This window comes from Sorangium sp. So ce117, from assembly GCF_051524395.1.
In the GTDB taxonomy this organism is placed as follows: Bacteria; Myxococcota_A; Polyangia; order Polyangiales; family Polyangiaceae; genus Sorangium; species Sorangium cellulosum_B.
In genome coordinates this window covers 8,269,185-8,284,941 of record NZ_CP150309.1, presented here as the reverse complement: position 1 = coordinate 8,284,941, position 15,757 = coordinate 8,269,185, and the positions used below count along the sequence as shown (strand labels likewise).

General features: G+C 72.1%; 13 protein-coding genes. 11 read left to right on the top strand and 2 right to left on the bottom strand.

The window, feature by feature from the left end:
• Positions 1-47 precede the first annotated feature (47 nt).
• Entirely contained in the window at positions 48-1,808 is a 1,761-nt protein-coding gene (locus WMF46_RS30910; RefSeq protein ID WP_437980492.1) for an ATP-binding protein, read from the top strand.
• 65 nt (positions 1,809-1,873) lie between these two features.
• On the opposite strand, the gene WMF46_RS30905 is transcribed toward WMF46_RS30910, so the two are convergent.
• Positions 1,874-2,905: an isocitrate/isopropylmalate dehydrogenase family protein gene (locus WMF46_RS30905; RefSeq protein WP_437980491.1), complete on the bottom strand. Its 1,032-nt coding sequence runs from the start codon at positions 2,903-2,905 to the stop codon at positions 1,874-1,876.
• A 165-nt stretch (positions 2,906-3,070) separates the two neighbouring features.
• Between WMF46_RS30905 and WMF46_RS30900 the strand changes: the two genes are divergently transcribed.
• A complete protein-coding gene (locus WMF46_RS30900; RefSeq protein WP_437980490.1) occupies positions 3,071-4,129 on the top strand; it encodes a serine/threonine-protein kinase in 1,059 nt (352 codons plus the stop codon).
• A gap of 153 nt (positions 4,130-4,282) precedes the next feature.
• Here WMF46_RS30900 and WMF46_RS30895 read toward each other — a convergent pair whose 3' ends face one another.
• Positions 4,283-5,149, bottom strand: coding sequence for an oxygenase MpaB family protein (locus tag WMF46_RS30895; RefSeq protein WP_437542658.1), 867 nt, complete (start codon positions 5,147-5,149; stop codon positions 4,283-4,285).
• A gap of 360 nt (positions 5,150-5,509) precedes the next feature.
• On the opposite strand from WMF46_RS30895, the gene WMF46_RS30890 reads away from it, so the two are divergent.
• The 9 genes from WMF46_RS30890 to WMF46_RS30850 all read left to right on the top strand — a co-directional run bounded on the left by WMF46_RS30890 (position 5,510) and on the right by WMF46_RS30850 (position 15,685).
• Positions 5,510-5,854 (top strand): sigma-70 domain-containing protein, encoded by a 345-nt coding sequence (locus WMF46_RS30890; protein ID WP_437542657.1) that lies wholly within the window; start codon positions 5,510-5,512, stop codon positions 5,852-5,854.
• A 281-nt stretch (positions 5,855-6,135) separates the two neighbouring features.
• Entirely contained in the window at positions 6,136-6,504 is a 369-nt protein-coding gene (gene hpf / locus WMF46_RS30885; RefSeq protein WP_012238397.1) for a ribosome hibernation-promoting factor, HPF/YfiA family, read from the top strand.
• Positions 6,505-6,946: 442 nt separating this feature from the next.
• Complete coding sequence (locus tag WMF46_RS30880) at positions 6,947-7,426, top strand: PTS sugar transporter subunit IIA (protein ID WP_437980489.1); 480 nt, start codon at positions 6,947-6,949, stop codon at positions 7,424-7,426.
• Positions 7,423-8,721 carry an HPr(Ser) kinase/phosphatase gene (hprK, locus tag WMF46_RS30875; protein ID WP_437542655.1) on the top strand — a complete coding sequence of 433 codons (1,299 nt, stop codon included), beginning with the start codon at positions 7,423-7,425 and terminating at the stop codon, positions 8,719-8,721. Before WMF46_RS30880 ends, hprK begins: the two co-directional genes overlap by 4 nt.
• Positions 8,718-9,779, top strand: a complete 1,062-nt coding sequence (gene rapZ, locus WMF46_RS30870; protein ID WP_437542654.1) for an RNase adapter RapZ — start codon at positions 8,718-8,720, stop codon at positions 9,777-9,779. Before hprK ends, rapZ begins: the two co-directional genes overlap by 4 nt.
• Positions 9,776-10,060, top strand: a complete 285-nt coding sequence (locus tag WMF46_RS30865; RefSeq protein WP_437542653.1) for an HPr family phosphocarrier protein — start codon at positions 9,776-9,778, stop codon at positions 10,058-10,060. Before rapZ ends, WMF46_RS30865 begins: the two co-directional genes overlap by 4 nt.
• Positions 10,057-12,027: a phosphoenolpyruvate--protein phosphotransferase gene (gene ptsP / locus WMF46_RS30860; RefSeq protein WP_437980488.1), complete on the top strand. Its 1,971-nt coding sequence runs from the start codon at positions 10,057-10,059 to the stop codon at positions 12,025-12,027. Before WMF46_RS30865 ends, ptsP begins: the two co-directional genes overlap by 4 nt.
• Positions 12,024-14,243, top strand: coding sequence for a bifunctional metallophosphatase/5'-nucleotidase (locus tag WMF46_RS30855; protein ID WP_437980487.1), 2,220 nt, complete (start codon positions 12,024-12,026; stop codon positions 14,241-14,243). Before ptsP ends, WMF46_RS30855 begins: the two co-directional genes overlap by 4 nt.
• On the top strand, positions 14,240-15,685 hold the full coding sequence (locus WMF46_RS30850; protein ID WP_437980486.1) for a hypothetical protein: 1,446 nt from the start codon (positions 14,240-14,242) through the stop codon (positions 15,683-15,685). Before WMF46_RS30855 ends, WMF46_RS30850 begins: the two co-directional genes overlap by 4 nt.
• The last annotated feature ends 72 nt before the right edge of the window (positions 15,686-15,757 follow it).

Here is a 15,757-nt window from a genome sequence, read left to right as displayed (position 1 = left end):
AGCGGCACCTCCCCCAGCAGGTGCTAGGCCAAGGCTTCGAGGGACGCGTGACGACGATCTCGGCGAACGACCAGCTCTCCGCCGCGAACGGAGAGCTCGCTCCCGCGGCCCAGCTGGCGGAGGCGGTCGTCGAGGCGTGCGCCGCGCTCGCCGGGACGCTCGACCCGCAGCAGATCCACACCACCATCGTCCAGCAGGCGGTCCGGCTGCTCGGCGCCGACATCGCGCTCCTCCACGGGGCGCGCTCGCCGGCCGAGGGGGCGCTCCACGTCCGCCTGCTCGCCTCTTCCGGCCTGCCCGGCGCGCTCGCCGGCGCGCTCGACGATCTCACGAGCACCCCGTCCCTCGTCCTGCGCGCCGCAGAGAGCTGCCGCATCGAGCACACCGCGGCGGACGCGGCGATCATCGAGCGCCTCGCCGACGTCCGCGCCCTCGACGCGTGCCTGAGGCCGTGCTGGGTGCTGGCCGCACCCCTGCTCGGCGCCGGGCGGCCGCTGGGCGTCCTCACCTGCGCCTTCGGCGAACGCAGCCCGACCCCGCACGAGCTCATCCCGCGCGTCCAGGCGCTCGGCGCCCTCTTCGCCCTCGCGCTCGGGTCCGCCGAGCGCGAGGGCGACAAGCGAACCGAGCTCCACCACCGCGGGCCCGACGACGCTGGCGGCGCGAGCTCGCCGGCGGAGCAGCGCGCCGAGGCCCTCCTCCGGGACGCCCAGACCGCGCGCCGGGAGGCAGAGGACCGGCTCGCGGCGGAGCAGCAGTGGCTGCGCAGCATCATCGAGGACTTCCCCGTTGCCATCGCCGTCTTCGACGAACGCGGAAGACGCTCGCTCGTCGCGAGCCGCCGCTGCGAGCAGCTCTGCGCCGGCCCGCACCCCCTCATGACGTTCGGGGCTGCCCAGCACGCGCGCCTGTGCGAGCCGACCGGACGGCCGCTCTCGCACCACGAGATGCCCCTCGTCCGCGCGGCGCGCGGCGAGGGGACGATCTGCGCCGAGCTGTATCTCAAGAGGCCCGACGGGACCAACATCCCCGTCGTGGTGAGCGCAGGCCCCATCCGCGACGACCAGGGGGTGATCCTGGGCGCCATCGCCAGCTACGAAGACATCACCCATTTCATGGAGCGCGAGCGGCTCCGCGAGGAATGGCTCTCCATCGTGGCGCACGATCTCAAGCAGCCGCTCACCGCGATCGCCGCGTGCGCGGGCATGCTGTCGCGCCGATCCGGAGACGCCGGAATCCAGGCGTGGAGCGGGAAGATCCTTGCCAGCGTCCAGCGGCTCGAGCGGATGACCGAGGACCTGCTCGACGCCTCCAAGCTCGAGGCGCGGCGCTTCTCCCTCGATCGGCGGCCGACCGATCTGCGCGCCCTCCTCCACGCCGCCGTCGAGCTCGCAGCTGCGGAGCGGCCGGAGCACGCCGTCGTGCTCACCGCCGACGACGACGTGCCGCCCGTCCACGCGGACGCGGCGCGCATGGACCAGGTGCTCGGAAACCTCCTTCTCAACGCCGCCAAGTACGGCGACCCCGACGCGCCGATCCGCGTGACGCTCTCTCTCCGCGACGCCGAGCTCGAGATCGCCATCGAGAACCGCGGGCCCGGGATCTCCCCGGACGAGCTGCCGAGGCTGTTCCAGCGCTTCCAGCGGCTCTCGTCGGATCAATCCCGGAGCCGCCCGCCCGGCACGGGCCTCGGGCTCTACATCTGCAAGGGCATCGTCGAGGCGCACGGAGGCAGGATCTGGGCGCAGAGCGAGCCGGACGAGACGACGTCCTTCCACTTCACGCTCCCGCTCTCGCGCGGCGGCTGACCCCGCGGGTCATCGCGGGCTGCGTCGCGGCGAAGGCGCGAGAACAGCCGTGATGACGTCGCCGCTCAGCCGTTCTTGATGCGCGCCACGATGGCGTCGGTGAGCGTCTTCGTGTCCGCCTTGCCGCCGAGATCGCGGGTGCGGACCCCGTCCAGGTTCAGCGTCCCGTCGATCGCGGCGCGCAGGCGGCCGGCGAGCTCCCGGTGGCCCACGTGGTCGAGCATCAGCGCGGCGGCGAGCATGAGCGCGATCGGGTTCGCCACGCCCTTGCCCGCGATGTCCGGCGCCGAGCCGTGCACCGCCTCGAAGATCGCGGCGTGCTGGCCGATGTTCGCGCCCGGCGCCATGCCGAGGCCGCCGATGAGCCCCGCGATCTCGTCCGAGAGGATGTCCCCGAAGAGGTTCGTCGTGACGATGACGTCGAACTGCCACGGGTTCAGCACGAGCTGCATCGCGCACGCGTCCACGATCCGCTCGTCGGTCGCCACGCGGCCCTCGTAGCCCTTGCTCACCTCGCGCGACGTCTCCAGGAAGATGCCCGTGAGCGCCTTCATGATGTTCGCCTTGTGGACGATGGTGACCTTCTTGCGGCCGTTCTTCTCTGCGTAGTCGTACGCGAACTCGGCGATGCGGCGCGAGCCGACCCGGGTGTTCACGCCGGAGCCGATCGCCACCGCGTGCTCGTCGCTGCCGATCGGGATGTAGTGCTCGAAGCCGACGTAGAGGCCCTCGAGGTTCTCGCGCACGAGCACGATGTCGATGTTCTCGTAACGGCCGCCCGGGATCAGCGTCCGCGCTGGGCGCACGTTGGCGAACAGCTTGAACTCCTGCCGCAGGCGCACGTTCGACGAGCGGTACCCGCCGCCGATCGGCGTCTCGAGCGGCCCCTTGAGCGCGAGCTGCGTGCGGTGGATGCTGTCGAGCGTGGCCCGCGGCAGCGGGTCGCCCGCGTCCTTGACGCCGGCCATGCCGGCCACGCACGTCTCCCATTCAAAAGGCGCGCCGAGCGCGTCCAGGGCGCGCAGCGTCGCGTCCACGATCTCGGGGCCGATGCCGTCGCCGGGGATGAGGGTCGCAGGGTGCTTCTGTGAGGTCACGGGCTGTCTCTCGATCTCGGGGTGAATCGTCGCGTCGACGAGGAAAGGCGCACGCATAGCCGAGGTGCGCGCCGCGATCCACCTCGCCGGGAGCGGCGCCGCGCGCCGCCCGCCCGCAAGTCCCTTGAGGATCCCCGCCCCCGCCGCCATCATGACCCGGGTCCCATGATTTGCCCGCGCTGCCACCGCGCGTACACCGATCGCTCGTACGGCTTCTGCCCCGACGACGGCGCGCGCCTCGTCCAGTCGCTGTCGGCCGCGCCGCCGCCGGCGCAGCCGACGCGGCAGTTCGGCGCCATCCTCGAGGATCGCTATGTGATCCAGGGCTTCATCGGCGCCGGCGGCATGTCGCGCGTGTACCTCGCGGCGGACAGCCGCACGAAGGAGCAGGTCGCGATCAAGATCCTGAACCGCAGCTTCGCCGCCGATCGGGGCCAGCGCGAGCGGTTCCTCCGCGAGCTCGAGGCGGCGGCCGAGCTCGGGCACCCCAACATCATCCGGGTCCTCGACGCGGGCGAGCGCAAGGACGGGTCCCCGTTCATCGTGCTCGAGCTGCTCACCGGCGAGTCGCTCGGCGTCCTGCTCCGCCGCGAGGTGGCCGTGAGCGAGGCCGTCGCGCTCCCGCTGATACGGCAGGCGGCGTCGGCGCTCGCCTCGGCGCACGCGGCCGGCGTCATCCACCGCGACGTGAAGCCGGACAACCTGTTCCTCGTCCGCTCCCAGGGCGGCCCGCGCGTGCTCAAGATGATGGATTTCGGCTTTGCGAAGCTGAAGACGGGCCCCACCACCGCCGCCGGTCTCGTGCTGGGCACGGTCCCCTACATGGCCCCGGAGCAGGCACTCGCCGATCCCATCGACGGCCGCACCGACATCTATGCCCTCGGCGTCACCATGTTCCGCATGCTCGCCGGCCAGCTGCCGTTCTCCTCGCCAGACGACGTGGTGGTCGTCGCCCAGCACGCCTGCACGCCGGCCCCCCGGCTCAGCTCGATCCGGCCCGGCATCGATCGGCGGATCGAGGCGCTGGTCGCCACCGCGCTCCGCAAGGCCCCCGGGAACCGCTATGACTCGATGCAATCGCTCCTGGAGGACGTCGAGCGCATCCTCGGCGTCCGCCCCGGCGAGCCGATCGGCGCCCCGCTCAGGACGACCCCGGACGCCTACGAGCCGGTGAACCGCGCTGCCCGGGAGGCGCTCAAGTTCCTGCGGCGCCAGCTGCCCTGAGCCGGCAGGCAGCCCTGAGCCGGCAGGCAGCCTTGAACTGGCAGGCAGCCTTGAGCCAGCAGGCAGCCTTGAGCCGGCAGGCAGCCTTGAGCCAGCAGGCAGCCGCTCGCCCGGCGCGGCGGCTGGGCTCGCCGGCCCGTGGAGCCGCGCTGGTCACCGCGCGCCGAGATCCTCGATACGGTAGCCGTCCGGGTACGTGCGGTTCCTCAGCTGAGTGAGCAGGCGCGGCGAGCGCCGGCGCGGCATGGCCCGCAAGAGCGGGCCGCGCGCGCGGAGCGCCGCCTGCACGAGGTTGCGCAGCCCGGGCGGAGGCCGCGGCAGCCCGACGGCGTCGAGCATGCGATCATCGATCATCGCATGGAGGACCGGCGCCCCGAGCGGCCATAGCGCTCTCGGCAGCGCCCAGCCCAGCACGAGGTCCCGCGTCGCGACGGCGAGCTTCCGGTTGTCCTCCGAGAACCGCAGGTGCTCCGCCTCGTAATCGAGGTTGAACCGCTCGAACGCCTCGTAGCTCGGCGGGATATCCTTGATGTTCATCAGCGTCCCGACCTGCTTCCAGTAATGGTAGGCCGCGAGCTTCTCCTTCTCGAGCAGCGCGCGCCATGCGAAGCGCTCGTTCCAGCGGATGGGCTCGAAGATGAACGTGGACAGCGTGTACAGGTACTCGTCGTTCGGGATGGCGTAACGCCCGTGCTGCCGGTTCATGCGCCGCAGCGCCGCCCGGCCGCGCTCGCTGTCGTATCCGTTCTCCAGCATCTCGGAGAGGATGAGGACGGTGTCGTCGTAGCGCTTCTGGGTGCGCTGGAGGAACTCCCCTGTCTGCACCAGGAGAGGTGTGCCCTTGGCGATCCCGAAGACACGGAACAGCGCGAGCTCGAGGGCGTGCTGCGTGTCCCACGGGAAATCATAGCACGTCGAGAGAAATGCGATCTCCTGATGATCCTTGACCGGATCCAGGTTTGCTTCGATATGGTCGCGGATCGCATAGCGCGATCGCGATTCGGGAGGGGCCCAGCGCATGGAAGATCTCCTGATGTGTATCCGCCCGATGACGCGTCCATTTCTATCATGCATCGCCCATCCTGGCGGAAACATCGCTGAACAGATGAAGACGTCCATCGTGGCGAGCGTGGCGACACGAGGTGAGGTGCGGTCCACCGTGGCGCGCCGTGATGAGGAGGTGTGATGCGGCGGCGGGCCCGCGCCGGGCGAGCCGGCTGGCCAGGCTCCGCGCGGCGAGGCCGCGGGGAGGGCCGCGGGGGAGGGCCGGGAGCGCGGCGCCGGGGCGCTCGATCAGCTCGGTCTCGCGCTCGGCTCTCGGGCCCGCTTTCGCCCGCGCGGGCGCGTGCGCGGCCTGCGCGAAGGTGGCACGCTAGCGCCGTGCCGCCTGTCATCGACGACATGATCCAGGAGCTCCTTACACGCCATCGGTCGACCGGTCGGGTGGACCTCAACGACATCGCCGAAGTCGTCGACCGCCGGGCGGTCTCGTACGAGGAGGTCGAGTACATCATCGACCGGCTCGAGTCCGAGGGCCTCCGCGTCGCCGAGCCGCTCGATCGGGGCGATGTCGAGGTGCTCCGCGCCGTCGTCGCGAGCGCGAGGCGGCTCGCGGCCGAGCTCGGGCGCACACCCACGATCGGCGAGATCGCGCTGACCTCGGGCCACGCCCCGCACACGGTGCGCCGGGCGCTGGAACAAGCGGGGCGTGCCAAGGCTTGTTGAAGAGGAGGAGCGCTGGCCGCGCAGGACGCAGCGCGGCAAACCACGGTGACGCGCAGGCACGACGAGGTGCGCGAGAGGTGGCAAGCTGCGGCAGGCTGGCGCAGGACGCGGCAACCCGCGGCAAGACACGCAGAAGCGGAACGACGCCAAACAAAACGAGAGCGCTGCGCCGTTGAGTGCAGACCAGAGCTCTACATCAGTGTTACGATGCAGATGGAGGGGTGCTCTGTAGCCGTAGTCGATTGTTTCATCTACGCATCAGGGAAGGAAGGCTGGACCCGATGAACATCACGATCACGTTCCGCCATATGGTGGGTACCGACGCCGTGAAGAATTACGCTCATGAGAAGGTGGCCAAGCTCCAGAAGTTCCTTAGGCAGGCGATGACGGCGCAGGTCACCCTCTCCGTCGAGGGTCTGACGCACGTCGCCGACGTTCGCCTCTCCTCCGGCAGTCTAGCCTTCCATGCGACCGAGCGGGGTGAGGACATGTACGCGTCGATCGACATGGTCCACGACAAGCTCGAGCGGCAGATCCGGGATGGGAAGGGTCACACCATCGCGCGGAAGCGCGGCGGCACGAGCGCCGGCGAGTACGCCGTCGAGGTGGAGCGCGAGGCGGTGGCCGCGACGGGACGCACCCGATCGTGAGCCGCCGCGCGCGTCGCCGATGCGCGACGCGCGAACCGGAGCGAGGGCCGCCGCGCCCGCCGGCGCGGCGCGCTCCCATCCTGTGAGCCGCCGCTCGCGGGCGAGGCGGCGCGCTCCCTCCGCGTGAGTCGCCGCGCGCGTCGCCGCGGCGAGCGCGGCGGCGAAGGGCGCTCGTCTCCATCAGCTCACCCCTGCGCATGCCCGACCTGCCGGGGGGCCTGCCTGGAGCGGCGCGGCGGTCGCCCAGCGATCGCGGCGCGAAGAGCGCGAAGAACGCTCCCTCCGGGGCCGCTCGCCGCGATAGCGTCCTTGAGTCGCGCACCCGAAGTCCCCAGGGTACGATGGCCACATCGGCTCGCTTGGCCCTGGCCGAGCGCCGCGCCGACCGTGCCACGTGCGCCGTTCCTGAGCCCTCTCACCTCGCCCGAGCGCCGAAATCAGCATGCAAGTCCGCGACATCTTGACTGCGCACCAGGTATCCGTCGCCAGCGAGCAGGAGGGGGTCGTCCGCTCCAAGACGGACGCGCTCCGCCGGCTCGCCGCCCTGCTCACGGCAGGACAGCCGGGGGTCAAGGCCGATGACATCGAGCGGGTGCTCGGCGAGCGCGAGCGCCTGCAGTCCACCGGCGTCGGGAGCGGCGTGGCCATCCCCCACGGCGCGATGGAGGGCGTCGACCGGCTGATCGGCGCGGTCCTGATCTGCCCGAAGCCGATCGACTTCGACGCGATCGACGGGGCGCCGGTGTCCATCCTCGTCGCCGTGATCGGGCCGAAGCGCGCCACGGGCGAGCACCTCAAGACGCTGGCGCGCATCTCCCGCCTGCTGCGGGACGAGACGTTCAGGCGGCGGCTGCTCGGCGCCTCGACCGGGCGCGCGGCGTTCGAGCTCATCACCGCCGAGGAAGGGAGGTCGGTGTCATGAGCGGCCCGCGCAGCGGCGGACAGGAAGGGGAAGGGGGCGGCCGGATGCCCCCCTCGATCCGCGGTGGCCGGGCGGACCGCCCCGCCATCGCAGTGCGGAGCCTGATGGCCGACGAGGGGCTCGGCATCGACCTCACGCTCATCGCCGGCGCCGCGGGCCTCGACCGGCCCATCATGAACACCCGCATCCAGAAGTCCGGGCTCGCGCTCGTCGGCCACTTCCACGGCATCGTCCCGACGCGGGTGCAGATCCTCGGGCAGACCGAGCTCTCGTTCCTCCACAAGCTCTCCCGCGAGGACCGGCTCCTGTCGCTGCGCGGCTTCTTCGAGCTCGGCCTGTGCTGCGTCATCCTCACGCAGGGCGACCAGCCGTTCGAGGCGAACGGCTCCGGCATCGGGTTCGTCCCTGTGCCGGAGCTCGCGCAGTGCGCCGAGGAGACAGGGACTCCGCTCCTCGTCTCGGCGGTGCGGTCGAGCGCCACGATCACCGCGCTGCACGCGCTGCTCGACGATCGCCTGGCGCCGCGCCTGCGGCTGCACGGCGTGCTCGTCGACGTCTTCGGCGTGGGCCTTCTTCTCATGGGGTCGAGCGCGATCGGCAAGAGCGAGTGCGCGCTCGATCTCGTGATGCGCGGCCACCGGCTCGTGGCCGACGACGCCGTGGAGTGCGATTACCGCCCTCCCGGCATGGTCTTCGGCGCCCCGGCGGAGCTCCTCCGGTACCACCTCGAGGTGCGTGGCCTCGGCATCCTCAACGTGAAGGACCTCTTCGGCGTCACGTCGATCCGCGAGCGCAAGCGGATCGACGTCGTGGTGAAGCTTGTCGAGTGGTCGAAGGACACCGAGTACGATCGGCTCGGGCTGGACGAGCGGTACCACACCATCCTCGGCGTGAAGATCCGGGAGCTCGTCATCCCGGTGCGCCCGGGCCGCGACATGGCGTCGATCCTGGAGGTCGCCGCCCGCAACGAGCTCCTGAAGAACGCCGGGTTCCACGCGGCCCGCGAGTTCTTCGGCAACGTCGAGGGCGAGCTGCTCCGCGAGCGCTCGCCGGAGGAGTCGTCGATCCCGCCGCCGGCGAGGCTCGCGGAGGAAGGCGCCTCGCGGAGCGCCCCGCCGCCCGGCCCGCCGCGGCCGCCGCCGCCGCCCGGCCGCGGCGTGGACGCGCCGAACCCCCCGAGCAGCGCCTTCCGGCCGCCCGTGGATCGGGGCAGGCCGCCCCCCGATCGCCCGAGCTCCGGGTTCAGCCCCACGGAGTCGTCCGTGAGCCTGCCGCGGCCGAGGAGGCGAGGGTGAGCAACGGAGGCGATCAGCAGCAGCACGGCCTGCACGGGCCCGACGGCGCGCCGGGGCGCGTCGTCGTCGTCACGGGCCTCTCCGGCGCGGGCAAGTCGACGGCGCTCCACGCCCTGGAGGACCTCGGCTTCTTCTGCGTGGACAACCTGCCCACGTCGCTCGTGCAGCCGGCGGTCGAGGCGTGCGAGGCGGGCGGGATCACCCGGATCGGGCTCGGCATCGACGTCCGGGTGGGCTCCTTCCTGGCGGGCGCCACGGCGGCGCTCGACTCGATACGGACCGGACGGGACGTGGTGATCCTCTTCCTCGACGCCTCGGACGAGACGCTGCTCCGGCGCTTCAGCGAGACGCGGCGCCCGCACCCGCTGACGACCGGCGGCAGCGGCGCCATCGCGATGCTCGACGGCGTCCTCCTGGAGCGCGAGCGGCTCGCGTCGCTGCGGGCCAGGGCGACCATCGAGCTCGACACGACCCGGCTGTCGACGCACGACCTGCGCCGCGTCGTCATCGAGCGGCTGCGCCCCGCGAAGGTCGAGGTGCCCCGGATGTCCACCCGGTTCGTCTCGTTCGGTTACAAGTACGGCATCCCGCTCGACGCCGATCTGCTCTTCGACGTCCGCTTCCTCGACAACCCGTATTTCGTCCACGGCCTCCGCGAGCTCACGGGGAACGACGAGCCGGTGCGGGAGTACATCCTGAAGAACCCGGATGCCCTCGAGTTCATCTGCAGGACAGAGCAGCTCCTCTCGTTCTGCATGCCGCGCTACGCCAGCGAAGGAAAGAGCTACCTCACCGTCGGCATCGGATGCACCGGCGGCCGGCACCGCTCCGTCGTGCTCACCAACGCGCTGAGCGACAGCCTGCGGCGGAAGACGGGGCTGCCCATCACGGTCGTGCACCGGGACGTCGCCCGGGTGAGCACGAGTGGTGTACCCTCGGGGGTGGGAGAGGGCATGGCCGGGGCGCCCGGCGTGGATCTCCGGCTGGCGCAGCCGGGAGCGGCCCCGTCGGAGCCTCGCCCGGCGTCGGACACGAGCGTGACGGGGGGCGAGCGGTGACGACCGAGGCGGTAACGAGACGATTCACCATCATCAATGTGCGCGGGCTCCACGCGCGCGCCGCGACGAAGCTCGTGCAGCTCGCGGGGCGTTACGACTGCGAGATCTCGCTGACCGGGCCGGACGGGCAGTCGGCCAACGCGAAGAGCGTGATGGGCGTGCTCCTGCTCTGCGGGTCGATGGGCACCCAGATCGAGGTGAGCGCGACGGGCGATCAGGCGGCCGACGCCGTCTCCGCCATCGGCGAGCTGATCGCCGGGCGCTTCGGAGAGCACGAGTGACGCGCGGCCCGAGCGCGCTCTCGTCGGACGCCCCGGACGAGCATCTCGCCCCGGCGGACGCCGTCCGGAGCGGCTCGGCGGCGCCCGGCGCCCGGGTCGACTCAATGCCGCCCGGCGCCCGGACGGAGACGCTGCGGGGCATCGCCGGGTCCCCCGGGGTCGCCATCGGCGCGGCCGTCGTGATGGGCGGGCACCGGACGAACCACCCGCGCCGCCGCGTCGGCTCCAGCGAGATCGCGGCGGAGCTCGAGCGCTTCGAGGCCGCGGTCGAGCGCGCGCAGGACGAGCTGCGCGACATGGCGAAGCGCATCGGCGATCACCGCGCCGAGGCGTCGATCCTCGAAGCCTACCTGCTGATGCTCGGCGACGAGGCGCTCGCCGACGCCGTGAAGCGCCAGGTCACCGAGGAGCGCCGCTGCGCCGAGTGGGCGGTGGCGACCGCGTGCGAGGCGATCGCCGGCCGCTTCGCCGCGCTCGACGACCCGTACCTGCGCGAGCGCAGCCACGACGTCCTGTTCGTCGGCGAGCGCCTCGTGCGCGCGTTCAGCCTCCCGCCCCAGGAGCCGCCGTCCTCGCGCGACACCTCGCCGCTCTCCACGCGCAGCCTGATCGAGCTGCAGAACTCGATCGCCATGCCGGCGACGTTCGGCGCGGCGCTCCCGCGCTTCTCCGGGCCGACGATCCTCATCGCGCACGACCTGTCGCCGGCCGACACCGCGGCGATGGTCGACGAGCCGGTCGTCGGCTTCGTCACCGAGGTCGGCACCCGCACGAGCCACACCTCCATCATGGCGCGCGCGCTGGAGATCCCGGCCGTGGTCGGCGTCAGCGACGTCCTGCAGCGCGTGATCACGGGCGACCTCGTGGTGATCGACGGGCTGCGCGGCACGGTCGTCGTTCGCCCCGGCCCGGCCGAGCTCGCGGACGCGCGCGCCCGCGCCGAGCGCTACGTCGCGCTCGGCAAGGAGCTCTCGGAGTCCAGGCACCGGGCCGCCCAGTCGAAGGACGGCGTCAAGGTGTCGCTCCGGGCGAACGTCGAGCTCCCGGCCGAGGCGATCCTCGCGCGCGACCAGGGCGCCGACGGCATCGGCCTCTACCGGACCGAGTTCCTCTACATCGACCGCACGTCCCCGCCCTCGGAGGACCAGCAGTTCGAGATCTTCCGCGCCGTCGTCGAGGCGCTCCGCCCGAAGCCGGTCACGCTGCGCACGTTCGACATCGGCGGCGACAAGTTCGTCTCCACGTTCCAGGTGCCGCCCGAGATGAACCCGATGCTCGGCCTCCGCGCGGTCCGGCTCGCGCTCTCTCGCCCCGACGTCTTCCTCGAGCACCTCCGCGCCATGGTGCGCGCCTCCGCCTACGGCGACGTGCGGATCATGATCCCCATGGTCGCGGGCCTCGGCGAGCTCCGGCAGGTGCGCGCGCTGCTGCGCCGCGCGCAGGAGCAGGTGCGCGCCCGCGGCCAGGCGTGCGCCGACGAGATCCCGCTCGGCGTGATGATCGAGGTGCCCTCGGCGGCGATCATGGTCGACCATTTCGCGCGCGAGGCCGCGTTCCTGAGCCTCGGGACGAACGATCTGATCCAGTATGCGCTCGCGGTCGACCGGACCAGCCGCTCGCTCGCCTACCTGGCCTCGCCGTTCGATCCGTCGATCCTGCGGCTGATCACGAAGGTGATCCAGGCAGGCCAGGACTTCGGCAGGCCGGTCTCCCTCTGCGGCGCGATGGCGAGCGATCCGCTCGCCGCCCTGCTGCTGCTTGGCCTCGGCCTCCGCGACTTCTCGATGGAGGCGGCGGCGATCCCGGAGATCAAGGAGACGCTCCGGCGCGTGACGGTCGCCGAGGCCGAGGCGGTCGCGGCGGAGGCGCTCGCCTGCGCGACGGCGGAGGAGGTCGAGTGCTGCGTCGCCGCCTCGTTCGCGCCGGACCTCTACGACCTGCTCACGGGAGAGCGCGCCACGCGGTGAGCGGCGCGCTGGGTGCGGTGGGGCCGACGCCTGCGGTGCCGGTCGCGTCCGGGGTGGCGCGCGCGCTGGCCGTCTGCGCGGTGGCGCTCGGCCTGTGCGCGGCGGGCTGCGAGGAGGAGGCGCCGCCGACGCGGCTCGTCGGGCAGGTGCACCTGACGCTGCTCCACACGTCGGACATCCACTCGCGGCTCTTCCCGTACAACCTGCAGCTCGGCCAGGTGGACGCGGGGCTCGGCCTCGGCGCGGCGGCCTCGATCGCGAACGTCGGCGGCGCCGCGCGCATGTCCCATCTCCTCGGGCGCGAGCGCGCCCGGTCGTCGCGCGCGCTTCACCTCGACGGTGGCGACTGCTTCCAGGGGGCGCCGATCTTCAATTTCTACTCGGGAGAGGCGGAGATCCGCGCCCTCGGCGCCATGGGCGTCGACGCCATGATCGTCGCCAACCACGAGTTCGACCGCGGCGCGCTGAACCTCGGTATCCAGCTCCAGCAGAACGCCGGCTTCCCCGTCCTCGCGGCGAACTACCAGCTCGAGGACCCCGCGCAGCCCGGCGCCTCTCCGCTCGGCGCCATCCTCCAGCCGTTCACGGTCTTCGACCTCGAGGGCCTCAAGGTCGGCGTCGTCGGGATGGGCAACCTCTCCAGCCTGACGTCGATCTTCGAGACGCCGAACCGGCTGGGCGTCACCCCGCTGAACACGACCGAGGTCGCCCAGTTCTACGTCGACCTGCTCCGCCCCACGGTGGACGTCATCGTCTTCGTCACCCACCTCGGCCTCGACGGCGACGAGCGGATGATCGAGACCACGACGGGCATCGACGTCGTGCTCGGCGGGCACAACCACATCGTCCTCCAGCCGCCGAAGCGCGTCCGCGACTGCTCGCGGTACTACGACGAGGAGGAGCAGCGCCACTACATCCTCCTGAACGACGAGCGCTCGCCCGGGCAGGGCGCGAAGCGCCGGCGTTACTGCGCGCCGCGCGACGTGCTGCTCGCGCACTCCGGCGCGTTCGCGAAGTTCGTCGGGCGGCTCGATCTCGTGCTGTCCAGGGACGCCTCCGAGCTCGGCGGCGGCTACGACCCGCTGAACGGCTTCGAGGTGCTCTCGGACCGGTACGAGCTCTTCCCGGTGACCGAGGGCGTGCCCGCCGATCCGATCGTCGCCTCGGCGCTCGAGCCGTACGCGCAGGGGCTCGACGCGCTCGCGAACCTCGATCTCCTGGTCGGCTACGCGCCGGGCGGCGCCCGCCGCGCCTCGGCGAGCGGCGGCGACTCGCCGCTGGGCAACCTCATCGCCGGGGCGATGTGGCTGCGCCTCGGCATCCAGACCGATTTCGCGCTCACGAACACGACGGGCATCCGCGCCGACCTCGTGCCCGGCCCGGTGACGGTCGAGCAGATGTTCAACGTCTTCCCCTTCGACAACTCGATCTCGAAGATGCAGCTCTCCGGCCTCGAGGTGCAGGAGCTCTTCGACTTCGTGGCGCGCCGATCGAGCGGCCGCGGGTGCGTCTCGCAGGCGCAGATCGCGGGCGCGCGGGTCGTCATCGACTGCGCCGCGCGCTCGGCCGACGGCGCCGCGTCCGGCGTCGCGACCCACGTGTACATCGGCGCGCGCCAGCCGGCGATCGCGTGCCCGAACGGCGACGCCGACTGTCCGGGCGGCGAGGAGGGCAGCTGCGACGTCGAGGCGAGGCGCTGCTGGCAGCCGCTCGATCCGATCGCGACCTACGAGCTGGCGACGTCGAGCTACCTCGCCCAGGGCGGCAGCGGGTTCCGCGTGCTCCAGCGCAACACGACGCAGCTCGACACCCAGGTGCAGCAGCGCGACGCGCTGATCGACGCCATCCGCGCGGGCAGCCCGTGCGGCGCGGACGAGCGCGGCGAGCTCGCGTCGTGCCAGCGGGACGCCGATTGCGTGGGCGTGGGCGAGGGCTTCGTCTGCGCGTGCCCCGAGTCGGTGGTCGAGGGGCGGGCGTGCAAGACCGGCGAGGCGCCGTGCTCCCGGGGCGCTTGTGTGCTCGCGCGCTGCCGCGATGACGTCGCCGCCTACCAGCGCGACGTCTGCGCCGAGGCGCCGACCGACTGGGTGCGGGAGCGGTGCGAGAGCGCGCTCGCCCCGTGCAGCGCCGCGGGCGAGCAGTGCAAGTACCTGGCGTGCGTCGACCGGCGGCTCGGCAACTTCTCCGACGGCCGCTTGCGGATGGTGGGCCAGTGACGCCGCGGGCGAGGCGCCGAGCGGCGCTCGCGGCCGCCGCGCTCGCCGGGTGCGGCAGCGACGGCGGGCCGCCCCCGGGCGTCTCGAGCTTCTGGGTCCAGGTCGTGAAGGTGAACGGGGAAGCGCCCCCCTCTGCGGAGGCGCCGCTGCCGGCCAACCGCGGCGACGCGGTGGACACCTGGTCGTTCAGGATCGAGGCGCGCGACGCTGCCGGCCGCCGGACCCCCTTCGACGCCATGGTCAGGCTGAGCGTCGATCCCGGGGCTGTGCTCGACGTCGAGGCGGACGACGAGGGCGTCGCGGTCGGCCGCAACATCCGCCTGCGGGACGGCGTGGCCGAGGGGATCGCCCACGTGACGGCTGTCTACGGGCCCGTCCGGCTGTGGGTCGAGGACCTCGGCTACCGGCCCGCGTCCCGGGGCGACCGCCCCGCGTGCGCCAACGGCGTCAACGACGACGCGCCGGGCGACGTGCTCGTCGATTTCCCCGCCGATCCCGGGTGCGCCTTCGCGGACGACGACACCGAGGAGGGCGGCTCCTTCAGCGCCGGCGTATCGAAGCCGGTCGCCTACGCCTTGCCGCGCATCGCCGACGTGCAGGGCGGCGGCTCGGCGACGCCCTACCCGTCCGAAGCGATACGGATCGACACCGCGGCTCCCCAGCAGGTCGTCGTCACGCGTGTCTCGAGCGACGGCTTTTACGTCACCGATCTGGCCGGCCAGGGCAGCGGCTTCAACCACCTCTTCGCGTACAATTTCAACACACCTGCCAGCCTGCGTGTCTGCGATCGGCTCGAGTACCTCGCGGGCACCGTCGACGAGTTCTTCGGCTTCACCCAGCTCTCGTTCCCCTCGTACGAGATCACGCGCGCGCAGGGAGGAGCGGAGTGCCTGGTCCCGGAGCCGACGGCGCTCGACGGGCCGACGATCGCCGGAGCCCTGGCCATGGAGCGCCTCGAGAGCGGGCTCGTGCGCGTCGAGGGGTTCCACATCGGCGAGCGCTTCGGTCCGAGGCCCGCGAGGGACAACGTCTTCGCCGCGGAGCAGTCGAACTGCGATCTGAACGGCGACGGGCAGGTCGATTTCGAGAGCCAGGCCGAGCGGAGCTGCGCGAACGCGTGCTCGGACGACCCCGAGTGCAGCGAGTGGACGAGCTACTCCGCGCGCGGCAACTACAAGATCACGGACGGGTCGAGCAGGATCCAGATCCAGACGGGCACGGTGAGCGCCTTCGATCCGCCGTCGCACCGGGGCGAGGTGATCGACGCGGTGACTGGCACGCTCCGGAATTTCTCGGGCGGCTCGCTGAACTGGACGATCGAAGCCCGCTGTCCGGACGACCTCGTCTGCGGGGCGCCCGGCTGCGCGCCCGCCACGAAGCCCTCGAAGGAGGCCTGCGTCCGGACGCGCAGCCTCGACGACGACGACGCGGAGACCAACTAGCCACCTCCTCGCCTCCGCCGCGGCCGCGCCGCGCCCGCCGGTTCACCCAGGCCCAGGAAAGCCACCGCCCGC